Annotated in this window: 17 protein-coding genes; 5 read left to right on the plus strand and 12 right to left on the minus strand. The window is 48.9% G+C overall.

Going from position 1 to position 18914, the window contains the following annotated elements; genetic code table 11:
- Window positions 1-461: 461 nt before the first annotated feature.
- Complete coding sequence (locus QW71_RS14245) at window positions 462-2165, minus strand: proline--tRNA ligase (protein ID WP_039299130.1); 1704 nt, start codon at window positions 2163-2165, stop codon at window positions 462-464.
- Between the two features lie 574 nt (window positions 2166-2739).
- Here QW71_RS14245 and QW71_RS14250 point away from each other — a divergent pair.
- Complete coding sequence (locus QW71_RS14250; protein ID WP_039299132.1) at window positions 2740-4740, plus strand: methyl-accepting chemotaxis protein; 2001 nt, start codon at window positions 2740-2742, stop codon at window positions 4738-4740.
- A 115-nt stretch (window positions 4741-4855) separates the two neighbouring features.
- On the opposite strand, the gene QW71_RS14255 is transcribed toward QW71_RS14250, so the two are convergent.
- From QW71_RS14255 to thyA, 3 genes are all read right to left on the minus strand, one after another.
- The gene (locus tag QW71_RS14255; protein WP_039299135.1) at window positions 4856-6343 is read right to left on the minus strand and encodes a glutamate synthase subunit beta; all 1488 of its coding nucleotides are present in this window, start codon (window positions 6341-6343) and stop codon (window positions 4856-4858) included.
- Between the two features lie 236 nt (window positions 6344-6579).
- Window positions 6580-7071, minus strand: a complete 492-nt coding sequence (locus tag QW71_RS14260; RefSeq protein WP_039299136.1) for a dihydrofolate reductase — start codon at window positions 7069-7071, stop codon at window positions 6580-6582.
- Between the two features lie 49 nt (window positions 7072-7120).
- Window positions 7121-7915: a thymidylate synthase gene (gene thyA, locus QW71_RS14265; protein ID WP_039299138.1), complete on the minus strand. Its 795-nt coding sequence runs from the start codon at window positions 7913-7915 to the stop codon at window positions 7121-7123.
- Window positions 7916-8419: 504 nt separating this feature from the next.
- On the opposite strand from thyA, the gene QW71_RS14270 reads away from it, so the two are divergent.
- Complete coding sequence (locus QW71_RS14270; RefSeq protein ID WP_039299140.1) at window positions 8420-9211, plus strand: alpha/beta fold hydrolase; 792 nt, start codon at window positions 8420-8422, stop codon at window positions 9209-9211.
- Here QW71_RS14270 and QW71_RS41965 read toward each other — a convergent pair.
- From QW71_RS41965 to QW71_RS41980, 5 genes are all read right to left on the minus strand, one after another.
- A complete protein-coding gene (locus tag QW71_RS41965) occupies window positions 9174-9839 on the minus strand; it encodes a hypothetical protein (RefSeq protein ID WP_306766037.1) in 666 nt (221 codons plus the stop codon). The two genes, QW71_RS14270 and QW71_RS41965, sit on opposite strands and share 38 nt — an antisense overlap.
- Window positions 9817-10779 (minus strand): alkaline phosphatase family protein, encoded by a 963-nt coding sequence (locus tag QW71_RS41970; protein WP_306766038.1) that lies wholly within the window; start codon window positions 10777-10779, stop codon window positions 9817-9819. Before QW71_RS41970 ends, QW71_RS41965 begins: the two co-directional genes overlap by 23 nt.
- Window positions 10780-11009: 230 nt before the next feature.
- Complete coding sequence (locus tag QW71_RS39830; RefSeq protein ID WP_152679764.1) at window positions 11010-11273, minus strand: hypothetical protein; 264 nt, start codon at window positions 11271-11273, stop codon at window positions 11010-11012.
- Window positions 11274-11774: 501 nt separating this feature from the next.
- Window positions 11775-12536: an acyl-CoA dehydratase activase-related protein gene (locus QW71_RS41975; RefSeq protein ID WP_052770029.1), complete on the minus strand. Its 762-nt coding sequence runs from the start codon at window positions 12534-12536 to the stop codon at window positions 11775-11777.
- Window positions 12537-12603: 67 nt separating this feature from the next.
- On the minus strand, window positions 12604-13320 hold the full coding sequence (locus tag QW71_RS41980; protein WP_306766039.1) for a BadF/BadG/BcrA/BcrD ATPase family protein: 717 nt from the start codon (window positions 13318-13320) through the stop codon (window positions 12604-12606).
- Here QW71_RS41980 and QW71_RS38005 point away from each other — a divergent pair.
- The 3 genes from QW71_RS38005 (at window position 13283) to QW71_RS42195 (ending at window position 14532) form a co-directional block, all read left to right on the plus strand.
- Window positions 13283-13813, plus strand: coding sequence for a hypothetical protein (locus tag QW71_RS38005; protein WP_052770030.1), 531 nt, complete (start codon window positions 13283-13285; stop codon window positions 13811-13813). The two genes, QW71_RS41980 and QW71_RS38005, sit on opposite strands and share 38 nt — an antisense overlap.
- Window positions 13814-14176: 363 nt before the next feature.
- A complete protein-coding gene (locus QW71_RS38015; protein WP_052770032.1) occupies window positions 14177-14461 on the plus strand; it encodes a phospholipase D-like domain-containing protein in 285 nt (94 codons plus the stop codon).
- Window positions 14458-14532 (plus strand): hypothetical protein, encoded by a 75-nt coding sequence (locus QW71_RS42195; RefSeq protein ID WP_373604766.1) that lies wholly within the window; start codon window positions 14458-14460, stop codon window positions 14530-14532. Before QW71_RS38015 ends, QW71_RS42195 begins: the two co-directional genes overlap by 4 nt.
- Before the next feature lie 219 nt (window positions 14533-14751).
- Here QW71_RS42195 and lpdA read toward each other — a convergent pair whose 3' ends face one another.
- From lpdA to QW71_RS14305, 3 genes are all read right to left on the minus strand, one after another.
- The gene (gene lpdA, locus QW71_RS14295) at window positions 14752-16164 is read right to left on the minus strand and encodes a dihydrolipoyl dehydrogenase (RefSeq protein ID WP_039299144.1); all 1413 of its coding nucleotides are present in this window, start codon (window positions 16162-16164) and stop codon (window positions 14752-14754) included.
- A gap of 3 nt (window positions 16165-16167) precedes the next feature.
- Entirely contained in the window at window positions 16168-17820 is a 1653-nt protein-coding gene (locus QW71_RS14300; protein WP_039299146.1) for a 2-oxo acid dehydrogenase subunit E2, read from the minus strand.
- A 108-nt stretch (window positions 17821-17928) separates the two neighbouring features.
- Window positions 17929-18906 carry an alpha-ketoacid dehydrogenase subunit beta gene (locus tag QW71_RS14305; protein ID WP_039299148.1) on the minus strand — a complete coding sequence of 326 codons (978 nt, stop codon included), beginning with the start codon at window positions 18904-18906 and terminating at the stop codon, window positions 17929-17931.
- Window positions 18907-18914 lie beyond the last annotated feature (8 nt).

The raw sequence follows: 18914 nt of genomic DNA on the forward strand, positions 1-18914 counted from the left end.
ATCAGCTCTTTCATCATTCAATGCTTAACACTTTTTTGGCTGCTGGTTTTTTTGATAGCTACATATAACGTACCAAACGCGGGTAATCAAACGGAGTTATTTAAAATGTTGTACGTTGTGCAGCTCTGATTCGTAAATACCCAGGCGTGCAGGCGGATTGTTGTAGAAAATACAAGAATTGTTCCGATTAGATACATAATGGCGGAGAATTGCTGCATTCCATACAACATTTTTACATTGTGGCCGATTCTATGAGGGAAATGTTGTATTTCGTGCAGGATTTTATATTAAAGGATACCGATAAAGAATATTTCTTTGAAAATGCCCATCCGCTTGTGGAAGAACTGCCTGCTGCGTTTCAGCGCAAAGATGTAGTTGTTTATATTGGATAGATACAGCAGGCCGATTAGGTTCCATTGAAACCTTAATCGGCCTTTGTACTATATCCCGCCCCAGAAACCTTAGATCCGGCTCACCCGTGCCACAGCCTCACTGATATCAATCTCTTCTTTGGTCCCGGCTCTGCGGTCCATATATTCGACCTTCTTCTCTGCCGCCCCCTTGCCGACGACCAGAGCAACCGGAATGCCGATCAGCCCGTAATCCTTGAACTTGACCCCGGCCCGCTCATCCCGGTCATCCAGCAGCGTCTCAATGCCGATGGCGGTGAGCTGTGAGTACAATGCTTCAGCAACCTCACGCTGCCCCTCATCCTTCACGGACATCAGCAGAATATGAACCGTATAAGGAGCTATGGCAGCGGGCCAGATCAGCCCCTGGTCATCATGATTCTGTTCGGCTACAGACGACAGGAGCCGCGAAATGCCAATACCATAGCAGCCCATCACCATAGGCTGACTCCGCCCCGCTGTATCTAAGAAGGTCGCACCAAGCTTCTCGCTATAGACTGTGCCGAGCTTGAAGACATGCCCTACCTCAATCCCCTGATGAAACACCAGCTTCCCTTCGCCACATTCCGGACATATATCGCCTGAAGCAGCGTTGCGGAAATCCCCTACATGCGTAAGCGTGAAATCGCGGCCAGGCACTACGCCACTCAGATGGTAATCTTTTTCCCCGGCACCCGTGACCGCCTCTGTCATGCTGGCAACGGCTGCGTCAACCAGGATGGTCAAAGACAATCCGGCCGGACCGACAAAACCGCTCTCAGCTCCGGTTGCCTCCCTTACACGCTCAGAATCCGCCAAAGCGATTTCGCCGCAGCCCAGATACTTCTCCACCTTCAGCTCATTGACCTCATGATCTCCCCGCACCAGCACGGCAAAGGAGCGGCCGCCGCCGGTGTAGATCAGTGTCTTGATAATATCCTGCGGTTTAATCCGGCTCTCCTGCTCCAGCTGCTGGATCGTCTTCTGATTAGGCGTGTGGAACTTTACAGGAACAGGAATGCCGCTGTAATCCCGCTCCTTGAATGCTGCTTCCCCGCGTACTTCAGCCTGCTCCAGATTTGCGGCATAATCGCAGATGGAGCAGACCGCAACCGTATCCTCTCCAATCTCTGACAGAGCCATAAATTCGTGATTCTGGCCTTTTCCGCCGATAGCTCCGGCATTGGCCTGCACTGCACGGTATGTCAGACCGCAGCGGTTAAATATCCGCCCGTAGGCATTGTACATCTGCTCATAGTTCAAATTGAGACCTTCCCAGCCTGTGTCAAAAGAGTAGGCATCCTTCATGAGGAACTCCCTGCCCCGCAGCAGCCCTGAACGCGGACGTCGTTCATCGCGGAACTTCGTCTGAATCTGATACACCGTAAGGGGAAGGCGCCGGTAGGAGTTAATTTCATCCCTTACAAGTGCCGTCACTACCTCTTCATGGGTAGGTCCCAGCACAAATTCCCGTTCATGACGGTCCTGCAGCTTCATAAGCTCCTTACCGTACACATCATATCGGTCCGATTCTTTCCAGAGCTCTGCGGGCTGCAGAGAAGGCATAAGCAGCTCTTGTGCTCCGGAGGCATCCATCTCTTCCCTGACAATGTTCTCAATCTTGCGGAGTACCCTCCGCCCCAGCGGCATATATGTATACACTCCTGCCGCCAGCTGGCGGATATATCCGGCGCGCAGCAGCAGCTGGTGGCTCATCGTTTCCGCTTCAGCAGGGGCTTCGCGGAGAGTTGTGACGAATAGATTGGTTTGACGCATACGGATCAGCCTCTTTCTTCGATAAATGTGTTATGTTGCCGCTTCATCTCTTTGAATACGCAAAAAAGACGCATCCGTCAGGGACGAATGCGTCGTGTTACCACCCTGGTTCAACCGCCGTACAGAGCCTGGCGATCCTTAAATCCGGATAACGGCCGGGGCCGGCAGCATTATGCATATCGCCATAAGCTGCAGCTTCCAAGGCAGGGTATGCCTCACACGCACTTGAGGGACCTTTCAGCCGGTGAATCCCCTCTCTGTTCTGGCGGGTACGGAAACATAGATCCTTGGTCAACGCTTTGTACACTATAAATATTGTACTTAATCTATACGATATTTTGGAACCCGTCAAGCCCGTACTAAAAAAACACAATTCTGCTGAAATTCAACATTTTGTAAATTGTATCCCCTTTCATTCGCAGAAAGTTGTAATGCAATTAAATATTTTTTTCAAGCGCTTTAAGATATGAAAAAAATGTGTCGATAAACCGAATATATGAGTAGAGTATTCAAAGAAACGGCTACATTCTCATATAAAAGCCGATTTCCATGTATCCGAGGGGGAACCATTCCAATGTCCAAATCCGTCAACCGTTCTAAACGAAAATCCAAGTCAGGGTCGCTGCAAAGAAAAATGATGATCCTATTCAGTATTATGCTGGTGATCCCCATCCTGCTCGTAAGTACTTTCTCCTATTTCAGTGCAAACAAGCAATTGAAGATCAAAATGCAGGATGCCACGCATTCCAGTGTGGATCTTGTCGCAAGTACAATTAACGAATATGTTTCAGCCGCAATGCGAAATGTAGATCTGCTAAGCCAGCAGATTAATTCTTCCGATATTGATGCTAATTCGCCGGAAACGCGTACGCTGATTGAATTGTTCATGAAGGCGCATCCCGAGCTGGAGATCCTAACGGTGGGCAATAATCAGGGTGCCTGGATGAAAGCTCCCGATCCCGGGAAGCAGGAATATGATCCGCGTACCAGAGACTGGTATAAGGCAACCCTGCTGAATCCCGGTAAAATCACAATCATCGATCCTTTTGTCTCAGCAACAACCGGCAACTATACGCTCTTTATCTCGGAAACGCTGAAGGATGGCCAGGGCGCGATTACAACCAGCCTCAACCTGAAAGCCTTAAGTGAGAAAATCAACAAGACCACACCAGGGGAAACAGGCTATTTTTATATTGTTGACCGGAATCATAAGTTCGTCTCTCATCCCGTAAAAGCTGCAGGTGATGATGTAGCAGACTATGTCGTGGAGATGCTGGTTAATGAGAGTGGAGATCTGGACTATACAAATCCGGATTCAGGCATGGATATGCGGGGTTACTATACAACTGATGCGAATACCGGATTCAAGATTGTCGGCATTCTTCCGACCCAGGAATTCTCTGATGCGACGCAGCCTATTATTAATACAGGAGCAATTGTACTGGCCGTGTCTCTGATCGTCAGCATGTCCTTATTGTTCCTGATTATCCGCTCCATCACGAATCCGATCCGCAGTCTGAACCGTTCCGCGCAGCGGGTGAGCGAAGGGTACCTGAACGAACAGATTCACATTAACCGGTCGGACGAAATCGGCCAGCTGGCGGAGAATTATAATCTGATGGTAAGTTCTCTGCGCGGTATCGTTTCTGATATTTCAGACACTTCGGCACAGCTTGCCTCTTCAAGCCAGCAGCTTACAGCCACGACTGAGGAGAACTCCAAAGCTACTGCTTATGTGACCGGACTCGTGCAGGAATCGTCAGAAGGTGCTGAAACGCAGACTTCAGCGATGGCTGAGACCTCTCGTGCGATGGAGGAAATGTCCTCAGGTATCCAAAAAATCGCTGAAGCTGCAGCCACCATTGTAGATTCTTCGGCCAATACAGAAGCTGACGTGCTTAGCGGCAGCCTCAAGATCGAACAGGTCAGCCGGCAAATGGATGCCATCCGTACCTCCACCCACCACTCTTCGGAGCTGATTGGCCAATTAAACGGCCTGAACACCGAAGTCTCGGCTATGAGCAGCGCGATTACAGCCATTGCCGTGCAGACTAACCTGTTGTCGCTGAACGCCGGAATCGAAGCCGCCCGGGCCGGAGAACATGGCAGAGGATTCGCTGTAGTCGCCACTGAGGTACGGAAGCTGGCGGATCAATCGAAGAATACCGCCGGAGATATCCAGGATACCCTGCTGCAGATGACCCGGCTGATTGATCAGACCTATGAAGCCATCCGGCATACGGTTGCAGCAGATGTAGATTTGGGCATTCAGGTTACTGCCGAAGCTAAGGAAGCGTTTATCAGTATTGAGCACTCCACGACCAAAATCAACAGCCAGCTGCATGACATCTCGGCCATTACGGAGCAAATGTCTGCCGGTGCGCAGGAGGTTGCTGCTTCTGTTCATGAAATTTCCGGCATCTCGCGTTCGACTTCAGAAGCATTCCAGAGCGTAACAGCGGCTACCGAGCAGCAGCTTGCCTCCATGGAAGAAATCTCATCCTCCTCCACCGAGCTGTCCAAGATGGCGGCAGCTCTGCAGCATAAGATTGAACGCTTCAAGCTGGAGGACTAGTTCTCACTGATTACAGTCCTATAGCAGCACAAAAAAACCGTCATCCCAGCATTCGCTGAGTGACGGTTTTTTGTGCATTTTATTATATTAAGTCAAAAACTCATAGTCTTATTATCTAGACGAGTACGGTCGAACCCATCAGATATCTATCCACTTCACGTGCCGCTTCACGGCCTTCGTTGATCGCCCAGACCACCAGACTCTGACCACGGCGCATATCTCCGGCTGCGAATACTTTATCCACATTGGTGTTGAACTTACCGTAACGGGCCTTTACATTACTGCGGCGGTCCGTATCCAGCTTGAGCTCCTCAATAATATCCTGCTCCGGTCCGTCGAAGCCGATCGCGATCAGCGCAAGCTGAGCGGGATAGACAACCTCAGTTCCCGGAACCGGCTGGTAAATCTTCCGTCCGGTCTCATCCACCATACGGCGGATTTGCACGGTGTGCAGCTCTTTGAGGTTGCCTTCTTCATCGCCTACAAATTTCGTAGTCATGATGGAGAATTCACGCGGATCTTCACCGAAGACCGCCTTGGCTTCCTGCTGGGCATAATCCAGCGTATAGACATTAGGGAATTGCGGCCATGGGTTAGCAATCGGATCGCGCTCCAGCGGCGCCTTGTCATGCGTACCGAACTGTGTAATGCTGCTACAGCCGTGACGCAACGAGGTAGCCACGCAGTCGGAACCCGTGTCCCCGCCGCCAAGTACGATAACATCCTTGCCGGCAGCCGATACATAGTTGCCATCCTCCAGATTGGAATTCAGATAGCTCTTAATCGTACCGTTAAGGTAATCCATAGCGTACATTACGCCATTCAGCTCATTGCCTTCTACATTGAAGCGTCTTGCTTTGGTCGCTCCGCCGCAGAGTACAACGGCATCATATTCATCCACCAGCTGCTGTGCAGGAATATCCTTGCCGATTTCTGTATTCACTACGAACTGGATGCCTTCCGCTGCCAGCAGATCCACACGGCGCTGCACGACACGTTTGTCCAGCTTCATGGTAGGGATACCATACATCAGGAGGCCCCCGATGCGGTCACTGCGCTCAAAGACCGTCACAGTATGGCCCGCTTTGTTCAGCTGAGCGGCTGCCGCCAGACCTGCCGGTCCGGAGCCGACAATGGCAACCCGTTTGCCTGTGCGTTTCTCCGGAGGATTCGGTACCACCCAACCCTCTTCAAATCCTTTGTCCACGATTGCCAGCTCAATGGTCTTAATGGTGACAGGCAGGCCAATCAGGCCGACGGTACATGAACCCTCACAGGGTGCAGGACAGATGCTGCCCGTAAATTCCGGGAAATTATTCGTCTTGTGCAGACGTTCCAGCGCTTCCTTCCACAATCCCCGGTAGACAAGATTATTCCATTCCGGAATAAGATTATGCACCGGACAGCCCGAGGTACCGCCGCTCATATCTATGCCGGTATGGCAATAAGGTGTTCCACAATCCATACAGCGGGCACCCTGGGTCCGAAGCTCGTCCTCGGTCAGATGCTCATGGAACTCTTCCCAATCCTTGATGCGCTGCTCGGGATCCCGGTCCCCTGGGAGCTGGCGCTTATACTCCATAAATCCAGTAGGTGTAGACATATTTACGTTTCCCCCATCCGTTCTCTTCGTGTTGATGTATAGTACACTATAACATACCTGCGGCAGAAATATATCTAATGCAGCGTAGGTGAAGAACCTGCATATTTTATACTACCTAGTGAAATATCATTACTAATTTTAATTATAGTAGCATTCAATACTTTCACACTGTAATGGATTAATCTGCTGATTATTTGTACTATTTCACATCTTGTGTCAGAGAAAACGCTTTTTCGTTACTCCCTGCGTTCATATACAAAAAAACGGTAATCATAAGGATTCTGTTCATTGCGAATCCCCTGTGTACTTGAGATTTCGTTCCACTGGCTCCAGTTGACCTCCGGAAACTTCGTATCGCCCGCAATATCTGCGTAAATCCGCGTGACCAGCAGCTTATCTGCATGAGGCAGCATCAGGCTGTAGATCTCAGCTCCGCCGATCACCATCAGCTCATCCTCTTTACGGCCTTCTGCCAGGGCTTCTTCCAACGAGTGTACAACCTCCGCACCTTCTGGCGCAAAGCTGTGGTCCCGGGTCAGAATAAGGCTGGTGCGGCCTTTAAGCGGCTTCCCGCCGAGAGAGTCCCATGTTTTGCGGCCCATCAGCATTCTTTTGCCGAGTGTCTCTGCTTTGAAATAAGCGAAATCCAGCGGCAAATGCCAGGGCATATCGTTATTCTTACCAATCACACCATTCGAAGCCATCGCCCAAATCATGGTGATACTCATATTCATGCCCTCTTTTCCATGAAATCATAGATTAGGTTTCCGGACAGGGTTATATAGCAACCGGCGCTTTGATCCCCGGATGATGGACATAGTCGGTAAACTCGAAATCCTCAAACGTATAATCAAAAATACTGTCAGGCACCCGGCGGATATTCAGCTTCGGCAATGCGTAAGGCTCCCGCGCGAGCTGTGTGGCCACTTGCTCCATATGATTTGTATATATGTGCACATCGCCGCCTGACCAGATAAATTCACCAACCTCAAGCCCTGTCTGCTGGGCCACCATATGGGTGAGCAGCGCGTAGCTGGCTATGTTAAAAGGAAGCCCCAGGAACGTGTCCACAGAACGCATGGTAAGCATACAGGAGAGCTTCCCGCCCGCTACATAGAACTGAAACACAAAATGGCATGGCGGTAGCTTCATCTGCTCAATCTCGCCTACATTCCAGGCACTGACGATATGACGGCGCGAATCCGGATTATGCTTAATCGACTCAATAACATTCGCAATCTGGTCGATATGGCGTCCGTCCTTGCTCTCCCAGGCCCGCCACTGCGAACCGTATACCGGTCCCAGCTCACCGTTCTCATCCGCCCATTCATCCCAGATAGAGACTCCATTCTCCTTCAGATAAGAAGTATTGGTATCCCCTTTGAGGAACCAGAGCAGCTCATGCACCACCGATTTCAGATGGATGCGTTTGGTGGTCATCAGCGGAAATCCCTTCGACAGATCGAAGCGGAGCTGACGCCCGAATACAGACAAAGTGCCTGTGCCGGTCCGGTCGCCTTTGGCTGTACCGTTGTCCAGTATATCCTGTAATAAATCCAAGTAATTACGCAAGCAGTATCGCACCCCACTCTCTTTTTTTCTTATACCAGTTTACCATGAGCTGACCGTCCTTGTAACTTGTTCGTGCGCAGAAAATACAATTCCCCTTGTACGTTAGGAGGATTTCTGGAATTGGACAAACATTATTTCCATGAATGATGAGACCGGATCATCCACAAAATAAAGCTCAGATATCATATCTAGGCAAGCAGGAAGGGTGAAATGCGATGAAATGTATGAGTTCGTTGCTTAGCCAGGTAAATAACCGGAGAACGCTTATGTCTTTATTGGCATTAGGGGTCGGAGTTATTGGTTTCGGCGCGGTAAGACGGCGCAGATTAAAGGGAAATGCCTGGCGTCAGATGATTCAGCCCGTTCGAAAAGTATTCTAAATACACTTTACAGCAGGCACAATAAAACAGCCGGGCAGCTGATCAACCGGCTGTTTGTATTTTCAGGCTTGAAAGCTTGTTTTTGGTGGAAGACAAATCGTTAATGTAAAGAAGGTGTTATCCAATGCCCCACACCTGTATCAATGGGTACAGCATGTATTACGCAGATTGCGGTCAAGGAACATCGATTGTATTCATCCATCCTCCAGTATTGACAAGCTTGAATTTTCAATATCAGATGCAGAAATTGTCGGCGGATTTTCGGACAGTTTCTTTTGATATCCGGGGTCACGGCAGCAGTGAACCTTCTAGGGAAGAGATTACTTACCCGCTAATTGTCGAGGATATCAGGCAGTTGATGGATCAGTTGAAGATCGAAAAAGCATTTTTATGCGGTTACTCCACCGGCGGCTCGGTTGTTCTTGATTTTCTCTTAAGATGTCCCGAGCGTGCATTGGGCGGAATTGTGATTAGCGGGATGTCGGAAGTGAACGACAGTAAGTTAAAAAACAGAATTGCACGGGGACTTTTCCTGTCCCGTATCGGCGCGATCGGAGCCATCGCCCTTTCAGTTTCGTGGAATCAAGCAAAAACCAAGCTGTCATTGATGCGGTCATTGTTTATAGACGCGAAAAAAGCAAACGCTAATAACGCTGAACAGTATTATCATTACAGTTTGAATTATAACTGTACAGCTGATTTGGATAAAATCCATCATCCCGTCTTGTTGGTTTACGGAGAAAAGGACACACTATTCCATCCATACGCCAAGCTGCTGCAAGAGCGGTTGCCAAAGAGTGAGCTTGTTTTTATCAAAAAAAACAAACACCAGATTCCTACAAAAGCAGCGAGTAAAGTGAACGATTCAATCAGGAAATTTATTTATCGTTGCGAGTCTTCTTTGTCAAAAGGTTAAGCAAATATGCTTTTAAATCAACTGTTCGTAAATAATCCGGCTTTTGATCCGTTCCGCCGATGATCAAGGGAACAAGCGATTCCATTTTACGAATGGATCCGTGCCCGCCGCCGCCCTTATGCGTTGGAGAACTTCTGTCCGCCAATTCATATCCCGGTTTTGCCGTGACCACCAAAAATTCGCCTTGATGTGAATAGAGCGCACCTGACAAACGTTTCAGCACATCAGGATACTCATCGTAATCCAATGAATGAGCGGCAGCATTCACCTGCAAATCCAGGACTTCGCTGTTCTTTTCAACCGTCCATGATTGTCCGTATGCATCAGTCAGATTACCGCCTGCCTTGTACTTAAGCTGTTTGGCTGTTGCTCCCTGCATTACGTGAACCCAGTCCTTTTCTTTCCATGCGATAAAATCAATGCGCGGGTCATTTTTCAATACATGCGCCACATCTCTAAGGGAACGGTCCGCTTGTAATGAATACACATAGGCCATGGTTTCATTGACAGCGAGAATGATTTCTGTCTCCTTGGATACAGGTTCACCCGGACGTAAAACTTGGGCAACTCCAAACAAAGAAGGCAGATCGATTACCGGATTTTGTTCAGCAGGCAGAATTGGAGTCATACCGCTGTCCCCTTGCAATGATAATAATCGCTTCCTGCAAAGCTTTTTTCGGAGAACCAAACGATTTCAGTAAAGAATCAAGCTGCTGATCCAGCTTTTTGACCCCATCTAAATCCGTAGGGCCTTTCTTGTGCAGCTTCTGATCCAAATCGGGCAAATAGACCAATAAAAAATCCGGCAATTTATGGGTTTGTATTAAATGCTTCACGGCTTCTATAGCAAAATTATTATTCATTCCCAACCGGTTCGTCAACCCATCAGGCAAACTTTTTATATCTTCAAACGGATTGGACAAAGAACCCAGGGATAACAAATCCGGTCCTTTCACCTGAATTTCGTTCGGCAATGAAGCAGGGCCTTGAATCCAGGCCGGAATCGATAATTTATGGTCGGTCGCTCCCCGGTAAACCAGGCCGTTTATCGAACCCGACTTCAATCCTCGCCGCGCTAAATCTTCATAGATCGTGGGTAAATCCCGGTTCAGGTGACTCCCGTTCAAATGAATCAGCGCATCGGTCAAAACCGGATGAATTCCGTGTCCGAGCACTTCCAGCGGACCAGTCCCGTAGTTGATAATTTTCTTACTTTCCGCAGAATACCAAGTCAAGCCTGGTACACGGTGAACATCCGGATATTTCCCCGTAAGCAGCGAACTGTCAATAGTGATGGACATCGTGGGAAAAGAACTGACCAGATCTTTATAATATTGGCCGTGATCGGTCAAGAATTTAAGAGCAGGAAGCTCATGTTCTCTTATTCCTTTGTCGATTGACTGAGCCATTAAAGAGTCTGCTACTAGTAATATGACTTTCTTCATTTTTTGTTCACCAGCCGACTTAATCGTCATTAAATCTTGTTCTTTGGTTTTCGGGTTTTGGCATCCAAAAATCAGGATAACTATAAGCATCGCCGGCAATATTCGATTCCACTTTTTCCGCATAACAGTTCACCTACTTTATATACATTTTGTTGCGGAGATCTGATTGATATTCAAGGGATTTATTTCCATTATGCCCATAAGTCATTAAAAAGACTTGAGGCAGCCCTTTTTGATTTTTCTAATGGTACGCACATACACCCAATTTGCCGCCGTACAGGCGACCACATGACGGGTTGTTTGCTGCGGACGGGCAGATTTTAAATCCTTCTTTTTCTGAAGGTGTTCGACCGTCAGGCTTTTTTCAATAAAGCTTCGTCAAATTCCTTATGTGCTGCCTGCTTCGCTTTGAAGAGCATCATCTGCACCCGGCTGTAGACGTTTATTGCTCCATCTCCCGTCGTTTCGATCGGCAGAAAGATGGCATCGGGGTATTTTTCCGTGATCAAGGACTGCATTCCGTCGGAAACGCCGGAAGACGGCATACATCCGAAAGGTTTAACAGAAATAGTCATGTTCACTTTCCGCTTGGCTACGTTCAGGATCAGCTTTCCCACCTCCATATGCCCCTCTCCGCCGCGCAGATGGATATTATAGTGTTGATGGGCGACACGGGCGACTTCTTCCATATCAGGCAGGTGGTAACCGTACAAGCCAATGATTCAGGCATATGTTTGAAACATTATGCGAAGAGCGGGATCAGCCAGTCCTAGCATTCGAAAACTCAGGTTCGCGTTCTTCCCTTTCAAACCATGTCTTCCGGAATCAGCTTCCCGCAGCCTAATTCGCTCCAGGATATCGAAACGCCCTGCCCAGCCGAACAGTCTGCAGCTCCCTGCGGCATCTGATTAATGCCGACAACAGCCGCTTATGCTGGCTCAGGGCTTCATAGATGTACTTTTTGCAGTGATTCAAAGCAGCGTCCGTAGAACCTTTCTCTACCTCAAAAGGACGGATGCGGTAAACCAGCGCATTGATAATGTCTCCCAAAATAATAGCCTGAGGAGACTTCTAAAAAACGGAGGACCCAATTTCAATGGGGAGTCACTGCCTGTCGCCTACTTCAGCCCAACCATCTGTTGAAACAGAAGAACCCTAAAACCGGCAAATCCTGCATCGCTCAGAGCCTTCCGATATTCTGTGGCATAAGACCCGAAGCGGCAAGGACCACAGGAACCGCTGTTCACAAAAAGATAGCTCCTAATGATCTCTTCCTTTGATTTGCCTTCTTCATCCCGAAGGTGCTGCAGAAATTTAATTAAATTGCCAACCGTGAAGAATGTCGGGTTGGACTGCCCGCGGTTGCCAAACTCTTTGCCATAACGGAGGGACTCATTGTCAGGACATTCCAAATGCTTCACACGATATCCCAACCCTTTTAATGCAGCCTCTACCAAAGAATCATGAACCATCGTCAGCCCTCCGAAAAGAAGGGTCACAGCGGATTTGTCTTGGGCTGCAAACGGACGGGGAACAGGATCAAACCATTGGGGCTTGTTTTTTTGAACCGTGTCATCAAGAGAGGGGGAACCTGCTGCAATTGGGCAACTGGCCGAATCCATTACATGGGTCATGTGGGTTGGAAGATGGGGGATACACGGGAAGAGAAGATAATCCAGCGGTTTTTGCTCATGGCACTTAAACAGCAGGTTGTGAATATGAGCCTGCGCCACTTTTGACGGGTAGCAAGGATCAATAGAGCCGTATTTGCCGCCTTCCTGCCACATTTCTTCACTCGTTTGATCGCTAAACACGATATTCTGCCGGTCAACCCCCAGCGTCTTGAAATAGGTGCGCCAAAAAGGGGCCGTGGACCACATGTTTAATACTCTGGGAATCCCGATACGAAGCTGATTCCGCCGCTTCATGTCTTCCGTGGAAGAACGGTCAAACTGACGCGTTTTGGGCTGTTTCCGCCTTCCGGGATGCCCAAACCAACCGCGTTTTATCGGGATCTGAGCGACGGTCAGGTCCGCGGTTGGGACAAAACTGACAGCGGGTCGATTCTTCATTACGGCTTATGTAACGGAGATCAATAGTGGCATTCAGTCCTAGAAAGGTAGAATAGCCCCGCCGATTCACCGTGCGCAATGTTTCCATAGCCGTGCCGATCGCACCCGCTTCCCCCGAATGCGGATGAACCCATGCTTCGGCATCGGGGACCCGGCGCTTAATATAATCGACCTGGGTCTTGACTGCTGCCAGATTATATTGGGTTCCGCCCTGCAGGACAAACTTGCGGCCAAGCTCAGCCATTCGTGGAATCTGCACTACGTATTGCCATACGTTTTTCGGAAGAACAAGAGCGAGTCCGGCGAGCAATTCCTCTTTGGATTTTGAAAATTCACCCGATCCGCATCCAGAAATACCGCGTAGCCATAGGAAAAGTTGGGGCTCAGCCCCGCACTGAAAGCAGTATACGCATACTCTTGTACCGGAATTCCGAACTGATCCGCCTCCTATGTCGCAAATTACATCAATGTCACCAAATTGATGAACGGCACTGGTCATATGCGCAATTGCATGGTCCGATACATCATACACAATTGAAAAGGAGATTGAACCATTGATCTGGATCATTCTGGCTTTCTCGATATTCATCATCCAAAACATTACCATTGTTATCATCGAATACCGTCGCCCGGACAAAGCGGCAGCTTGGCTAATGATTCAATTTATGATTCCGCTGATTGGATTTCTGGCCTATTATTTAATGGCGAAAAAATATACCCGCCATCCCATCCTTAGCCCGGATGAATATAGACGCCAGGAAGCACTCAAGACAGAGCTCATTCTTCGCTGCAATCAGCGGGCGCAGAAAAACAGACCTGTGAATGACACTGTAATAAATAACCAGTTCGAAGCTTTTCTCCAAAAAAAACTGTCCGTCCCCATCACTGCTTGCAATGAAACGATAGTATACAGTGAATCAGAACAAGCCTTTGAGGCGATTCTGGAATCGATTGCCGCGGCCAAGCAGCATATACATATTGAGGTTTACATTATCCGGGAGGATGATTTGGGTATCTGGTTTGAAAAGGTGCTGATCCAAAAAGCGCAGGAAGGAGTTAACGTGCGCTGTTGTTTGATGGGATAGGCAGCCGCGGCTTGGGAAAGTCTTATATTAAACGTCTGCAGCATGCTGGCGTGGAGATCGGTTGTTTTTCTCCTCTAATGAACGGTTTTTTAATAGACGGCTCAATTACCGCAACCATCGTAAAATCGTAGTGATTGTCGGTAAAATCGAATTTTTTGGCAGTTTGAATATCGGAGACGAGTACTTGGGGAAAGATCCCGCTGTGGGGTACAGGCGTGATACTCATTTCAGCTTGAAGGGCGATGCTGTGCTGTGGATACAGTATACCTTTTTGACCGATTGGTATATGGTAAAAGGGATATTACTTACCGATGCAACTTTTTTCCAGTTCAGGACAGTCGTGGACAGGAATTTGTCCAAATCGTGAAGAGCAGTCCGGATGAGAACATCCAAGGGCTTATTTTCTCCCTCATCGTTTCGGCAAAGAAACGAATTTACATGGAGACGCCTTACTTCATCCCCGATCCCGGTGTCATGTTAGCCACAGAAACGGCCATTATGGGGGGAGTAGACGTTCGCATCATTATCCCCTCTACTCCTGATAAAAAACTTGTTTACAACTGTACTATATCCTATGTGCACGAATTAGTGCAGTTGGGGTTAGGTTTTATTACTTTCAGAAAGGGTTTCTCCATGCCAAAATATTGATTTCAGATGACTTGGCCTGCTCCGGCAGCACAAATATGGATCTGCGGTCTTTTTTGACACGAAGATTGTGAACCGTTTGGTGGATGATTTTTTCACAGATCTTAGTGTAAGCAACGAGATTATACAATCCGAATTTGAACGGTTGCTCTCGCCATTTTTTAGAAGAATGGAAGCTCGCCACTTGTACCTCCCAGCTATAAACGGAAGCAAAAATAAGGATGTCCCGTCAGCCATATCATGGCTTCAAAGACATCCTTACTCAATATACTTGCAGAGCAAGCGTTAAATTATTATTTAATCACGTGAATCGGGTGTCCTTCTACCAGCTCAGCCGCTTCCATGACGATTTCGCCAAGGGTTGGATGCGCGTGGATGGTCAGGGCGATATCTTCGAGCGTAGCGCCCATTTCAATGGCCAGACCCAGCTCAGCGATCAGGTTGGAAGCTTCGATACCGACGATTTGCGCGCCGAGCACCTGATTGTTGTCGCTCTTAGCTACAATCTTGATGAAGCCTTCCGGAGCATTCAGGGAAACGGCACGGCCGTTGCCTGCGAACGGGAATTTGCCGCTCTTCACAGCATAGCCCTTGTCCTTCGCTTCTTTCTCAGTCAGGCCTACGCTGGAGCATTCAGGATCTGTGAACACTACTGCAGGCATAACCTTGTAGTCAACAACCGATTTGTGACCGGAGATTGCTTCAGCAGCAATTTTACCTTCGTAAGAAGCCTTATGTGCCAGAGCAAGACCGGGAACGATGTCGCCGATGGCAAAGATATTAGGAATATTAGTGCGTCCCTGGTGGTCGACTTTGACCAGACCGCGTTCGTCCAGCTCAACACCGATCAGATCCAGACCCAGTTCACCGTCAGTGTTAGGACGACGGCCTACAGTAACCAGCAGGTAATCGGCAGTCACTTCTTTGGACTCGCCGCCCACGGAGTACTTCACGGTTACTTCCTTGTCGTTCTGAACAGCACTTTCAGCTTTGGCGTTAGTCACAATTTCAATACCGGTCTTCGCCATATTCTTGGCAACCAGACGGGTCATGTCTTTGTCAAAGCCAGGCAGAACAGTGTCCAGACCTTCAATGATGGTTACTTTGGTTCCGAATTTGGAGTACATCTGGCCAAGCTCTGCGCCGATATAGCCGCCGCCGATAACAATCATGCTCTTCGGAATTTCCGGCAGATCAAGCGCTTCAGTCGAGGACAGAATGCGTCCGCCGAACGGGAATGGCTTCAGCTCAATCGGACGGGAGCCCGTCGCGATGATACAGTTGTTGAATTTGTAGCGCGGGGATTCATGATCATTGAACAAACGGGCTTCGTTTGTGCTGATGAACATAGCTTCACCGCTGAATACTTCAATTTTGTTGCCTTTCATCAGGCTGGTTACCCCTGAAGTCATTCTTTTGACAACGCCGTTTTTGAACTCCTGGGTTTTGGCCCAGTCCACTTTGACGTTCTCGGCGGTAACACCGAATACTTCGCCGTGCTGAGCAGCCTCGAATTGATGAGCTGCCGAGATCAGCGCCTTGGAAGGAATACAGCCGCGGTTCAAGCACACGCCGCCGAGTTCCGATTTATCTACAATGATCACCTTTTGGCCAAGCTGGGCGGCACGGATTGCCGCCACATACCCGCCGGGACCTGCACCAATTACCAATGTGTCGATTTCGATTGAAGCGTCTCCGACTACCATTTATTACACCTCCATAACTAACATATCAGGATTTGCAAGCAGGGTCTTAATGTAATTCATGAAGTTCTGAGCGGTTGCACCATCGATAATACGGTGGTCAAAGCTCAGGGACAGGGCCATAACCGGAGCAGCGACGATTTCGCCATTCTTAACAACCGGCTTCTCAGTGATGCGTCCTGTACCCAAAATTGCAACTTCAGGGAAGTTGATAATTGGAGTGAAGAACATACCGCCTGCGGAACCGATATTGCTGATCGAGATGGTGCTGCCTTTCATTTCATTCGGAGCCAGTTTGCCGTCGCGTCCGCGGACTGCCAGATCTGTAATCGCGCTTGCGATCATCCAGATGCTCTTGCGGTCAGCGTCTTTGATTACAGGAACGATCAGACCGTTGTCTGTATCTGTAGCGATACCGATGTTGTAGTATTTCTTGTAGACAATTTCGTTCGTTGCTTCATCAATCATAGCGTTAAGCGCAGGGAATTGACGGGAAGCTGCAACGAGTGCCTTCACGATGAACGGAAGGTAAGTTACCTTCACGCCTTTCTTCTCGGCTACAGGTTTCATGCGGGCGCGGAAGGCTACCAGCTCAGTAACATCCACTTCGTCCATAATGGTAACATGCGGTGCTGTGTATGCCGATTTAACCATAGCATTGGCAATGGCTTTACGGATACCCTTGAATGGTACGCGTTCTTCTTCCAGGTTTGCATTGCCGGAAGCTGCTGGTGCAGCTGCTGCCTTAGCTTTTGGAGCTTCTGTTGCTGCTGCAGGTGCAGCTGTTGCCGCCGGAGCCGATGCCGCAGGTGCTGTTGATCCGCCCTTCAGGAAGGCTTCTACATCTTCAAGTGTGATCTTGCCGTTCTTGCCGGAGCCATTTACCTGAGAGATGTCAACACTCTTGTCACGGGCAAATTTGCGTACGCTAGGGGTTGCCAGCACTTCACGGTTAGGAGCCGGAGCTGCTGCCGCTACTGCCGGAGCCTGGGAAGGAGCTGCTGCCTGCGCGCCAGACGCTTCTGCATGGCCGCCTTCCTGCTGAGGAACATCACCTTCTGCAGCAATGATTGCCACTACTTCGCCTACACGGCATACTTGACCGTCTTTGGTGAACACTTCTACTACTGTACCGTTGACAGGAGAAGGAACTTCAACTACAGCCTTATCATTCTGGACTTCCATGATGATATCATCGTCGGTGATTTTGTCGCCAACCTTGATATGCATCTTGATGATTTCCCCTTCATGCAGACCTTCGCCAAGTTCAGGGAACTTATATTCAAAGTTGCTAGTTCCGCCTGTTGCAGGGCTGCTGGCTGCCGGAGATGATGTTGTATCTGCTCCGCCCTTAGCTGCATCGGCTTCCTGGGAAGCCTGTTCTGCAGGATGGCCGCCTTCCTGTTCAGGAACTTCGCCTTCTGCATCAATAATTGCCACAACTTCACCTACGCGGCATACCTGGCCGTCTTTGGTGAAGACTTCAAGCACTGTGCCGTTAACCGGACAAGGAACCTCTACTACTGCCTTGTCATTCTGAACTTCCATTACGATATCGTCATCGGTTACTTTGTCGCCGGCTTTGATATGCATTTTGATAATTTCGCCTTCATGCAGACCTTCGCCCAGCTCAGGGAACCGGTACTCAAATTTTGCCACCTTGATAACCTCCTAAAAGTTATGTTTGCATACGCTTAGCTTGCAAGCAGTACAATGTATTGCAGAAACGGGTGCCGCCCTTTTGCAAGGACGGCAAGGTCATTTCTCTTAGAATTCCATTACTTTCTTCACTGCCGCAATGACACGCGCCGGTGTAGGAATCCAGGAATCCTCGATTTGTGCGAACGGGAAGATTGTATCAGGGCCAGCTACACGAAGCACAGGAGCTTCAAGATGCAGCAGAGCTTTTTCATTAATTTGAGCAATGACTTCTGCGGCTACGCCGGAGCTCTTTTGTGCTTCTTGGACTACAATGGCACGGTTGGTCTTCTTAATAGAAGCAACAATTGTATCTATATCAATCGGGCTAACCGTACGCAAGTCGATAATTTCGGCTTTGATGCCGTCTTTTTCGAGCTGATCGGCCGCTTTGGTAGCAGTATGTACCATCAGGCCGTAAGTGATGATTGAGACATCAGTTCCTTCGCGTACTACATTAGCTTTACCCAATTCAACGGTGTATTCACCTTCAGGCACTTCTGCACGGAAAGCATGGTACAGGTTCAAGTGCTCCATGAAGAATACAGGGTCATTGTCGCGGATCGAAGCGATCAGCAGTCCCTTGGCATCGTATGGATTGGAAGGAATAACAACCTTGATACCCGGGCTCTGGGCAATCAGGCCTTCCAGGGAATCGGTATGAAGTTCGGCTGCTTTGACGCCGCCGCCGAATGGAGTGCGGAAGACTACAGGAGCATTGTATCTGCCCCCGGAACGCCAGCGCAGGCGCGCAGCCTGAATGACGATTTGATCAAGTGCTTCGAAGATGAAGCCTACGAACTGGATTTCGGCAACCGGACGGAAACCCTGCACGCCGAGACCGAAAGCCAAACCTCCGATTGCAGATTCAGCCAGCGGAGTATCGAAGATACGCTCCTCGCCAAATTCCTTTTGCAGCCCTTCCGTTACACGGAACACGCCGCCTACATTACCAACATCCTCTCCGAAGATAAGAACATTGGGGTCACGAGTCAGTTCAACGCGCATTGCGTCACGAATTGCTTCTTTCATATTCATCTGTGCCATTGCCTGAT

This window comes from Paenibacillus sp. IHB B 3415 (assembly GCF_000802655.2).
GTDB classification, from domain to species: Bacteria; Bacillota; Bacilli; order Paenibacillales; family Paenibacillaceae; genus Paenibacillus_AQ; species Paenibacillus_AQ phytohabitans.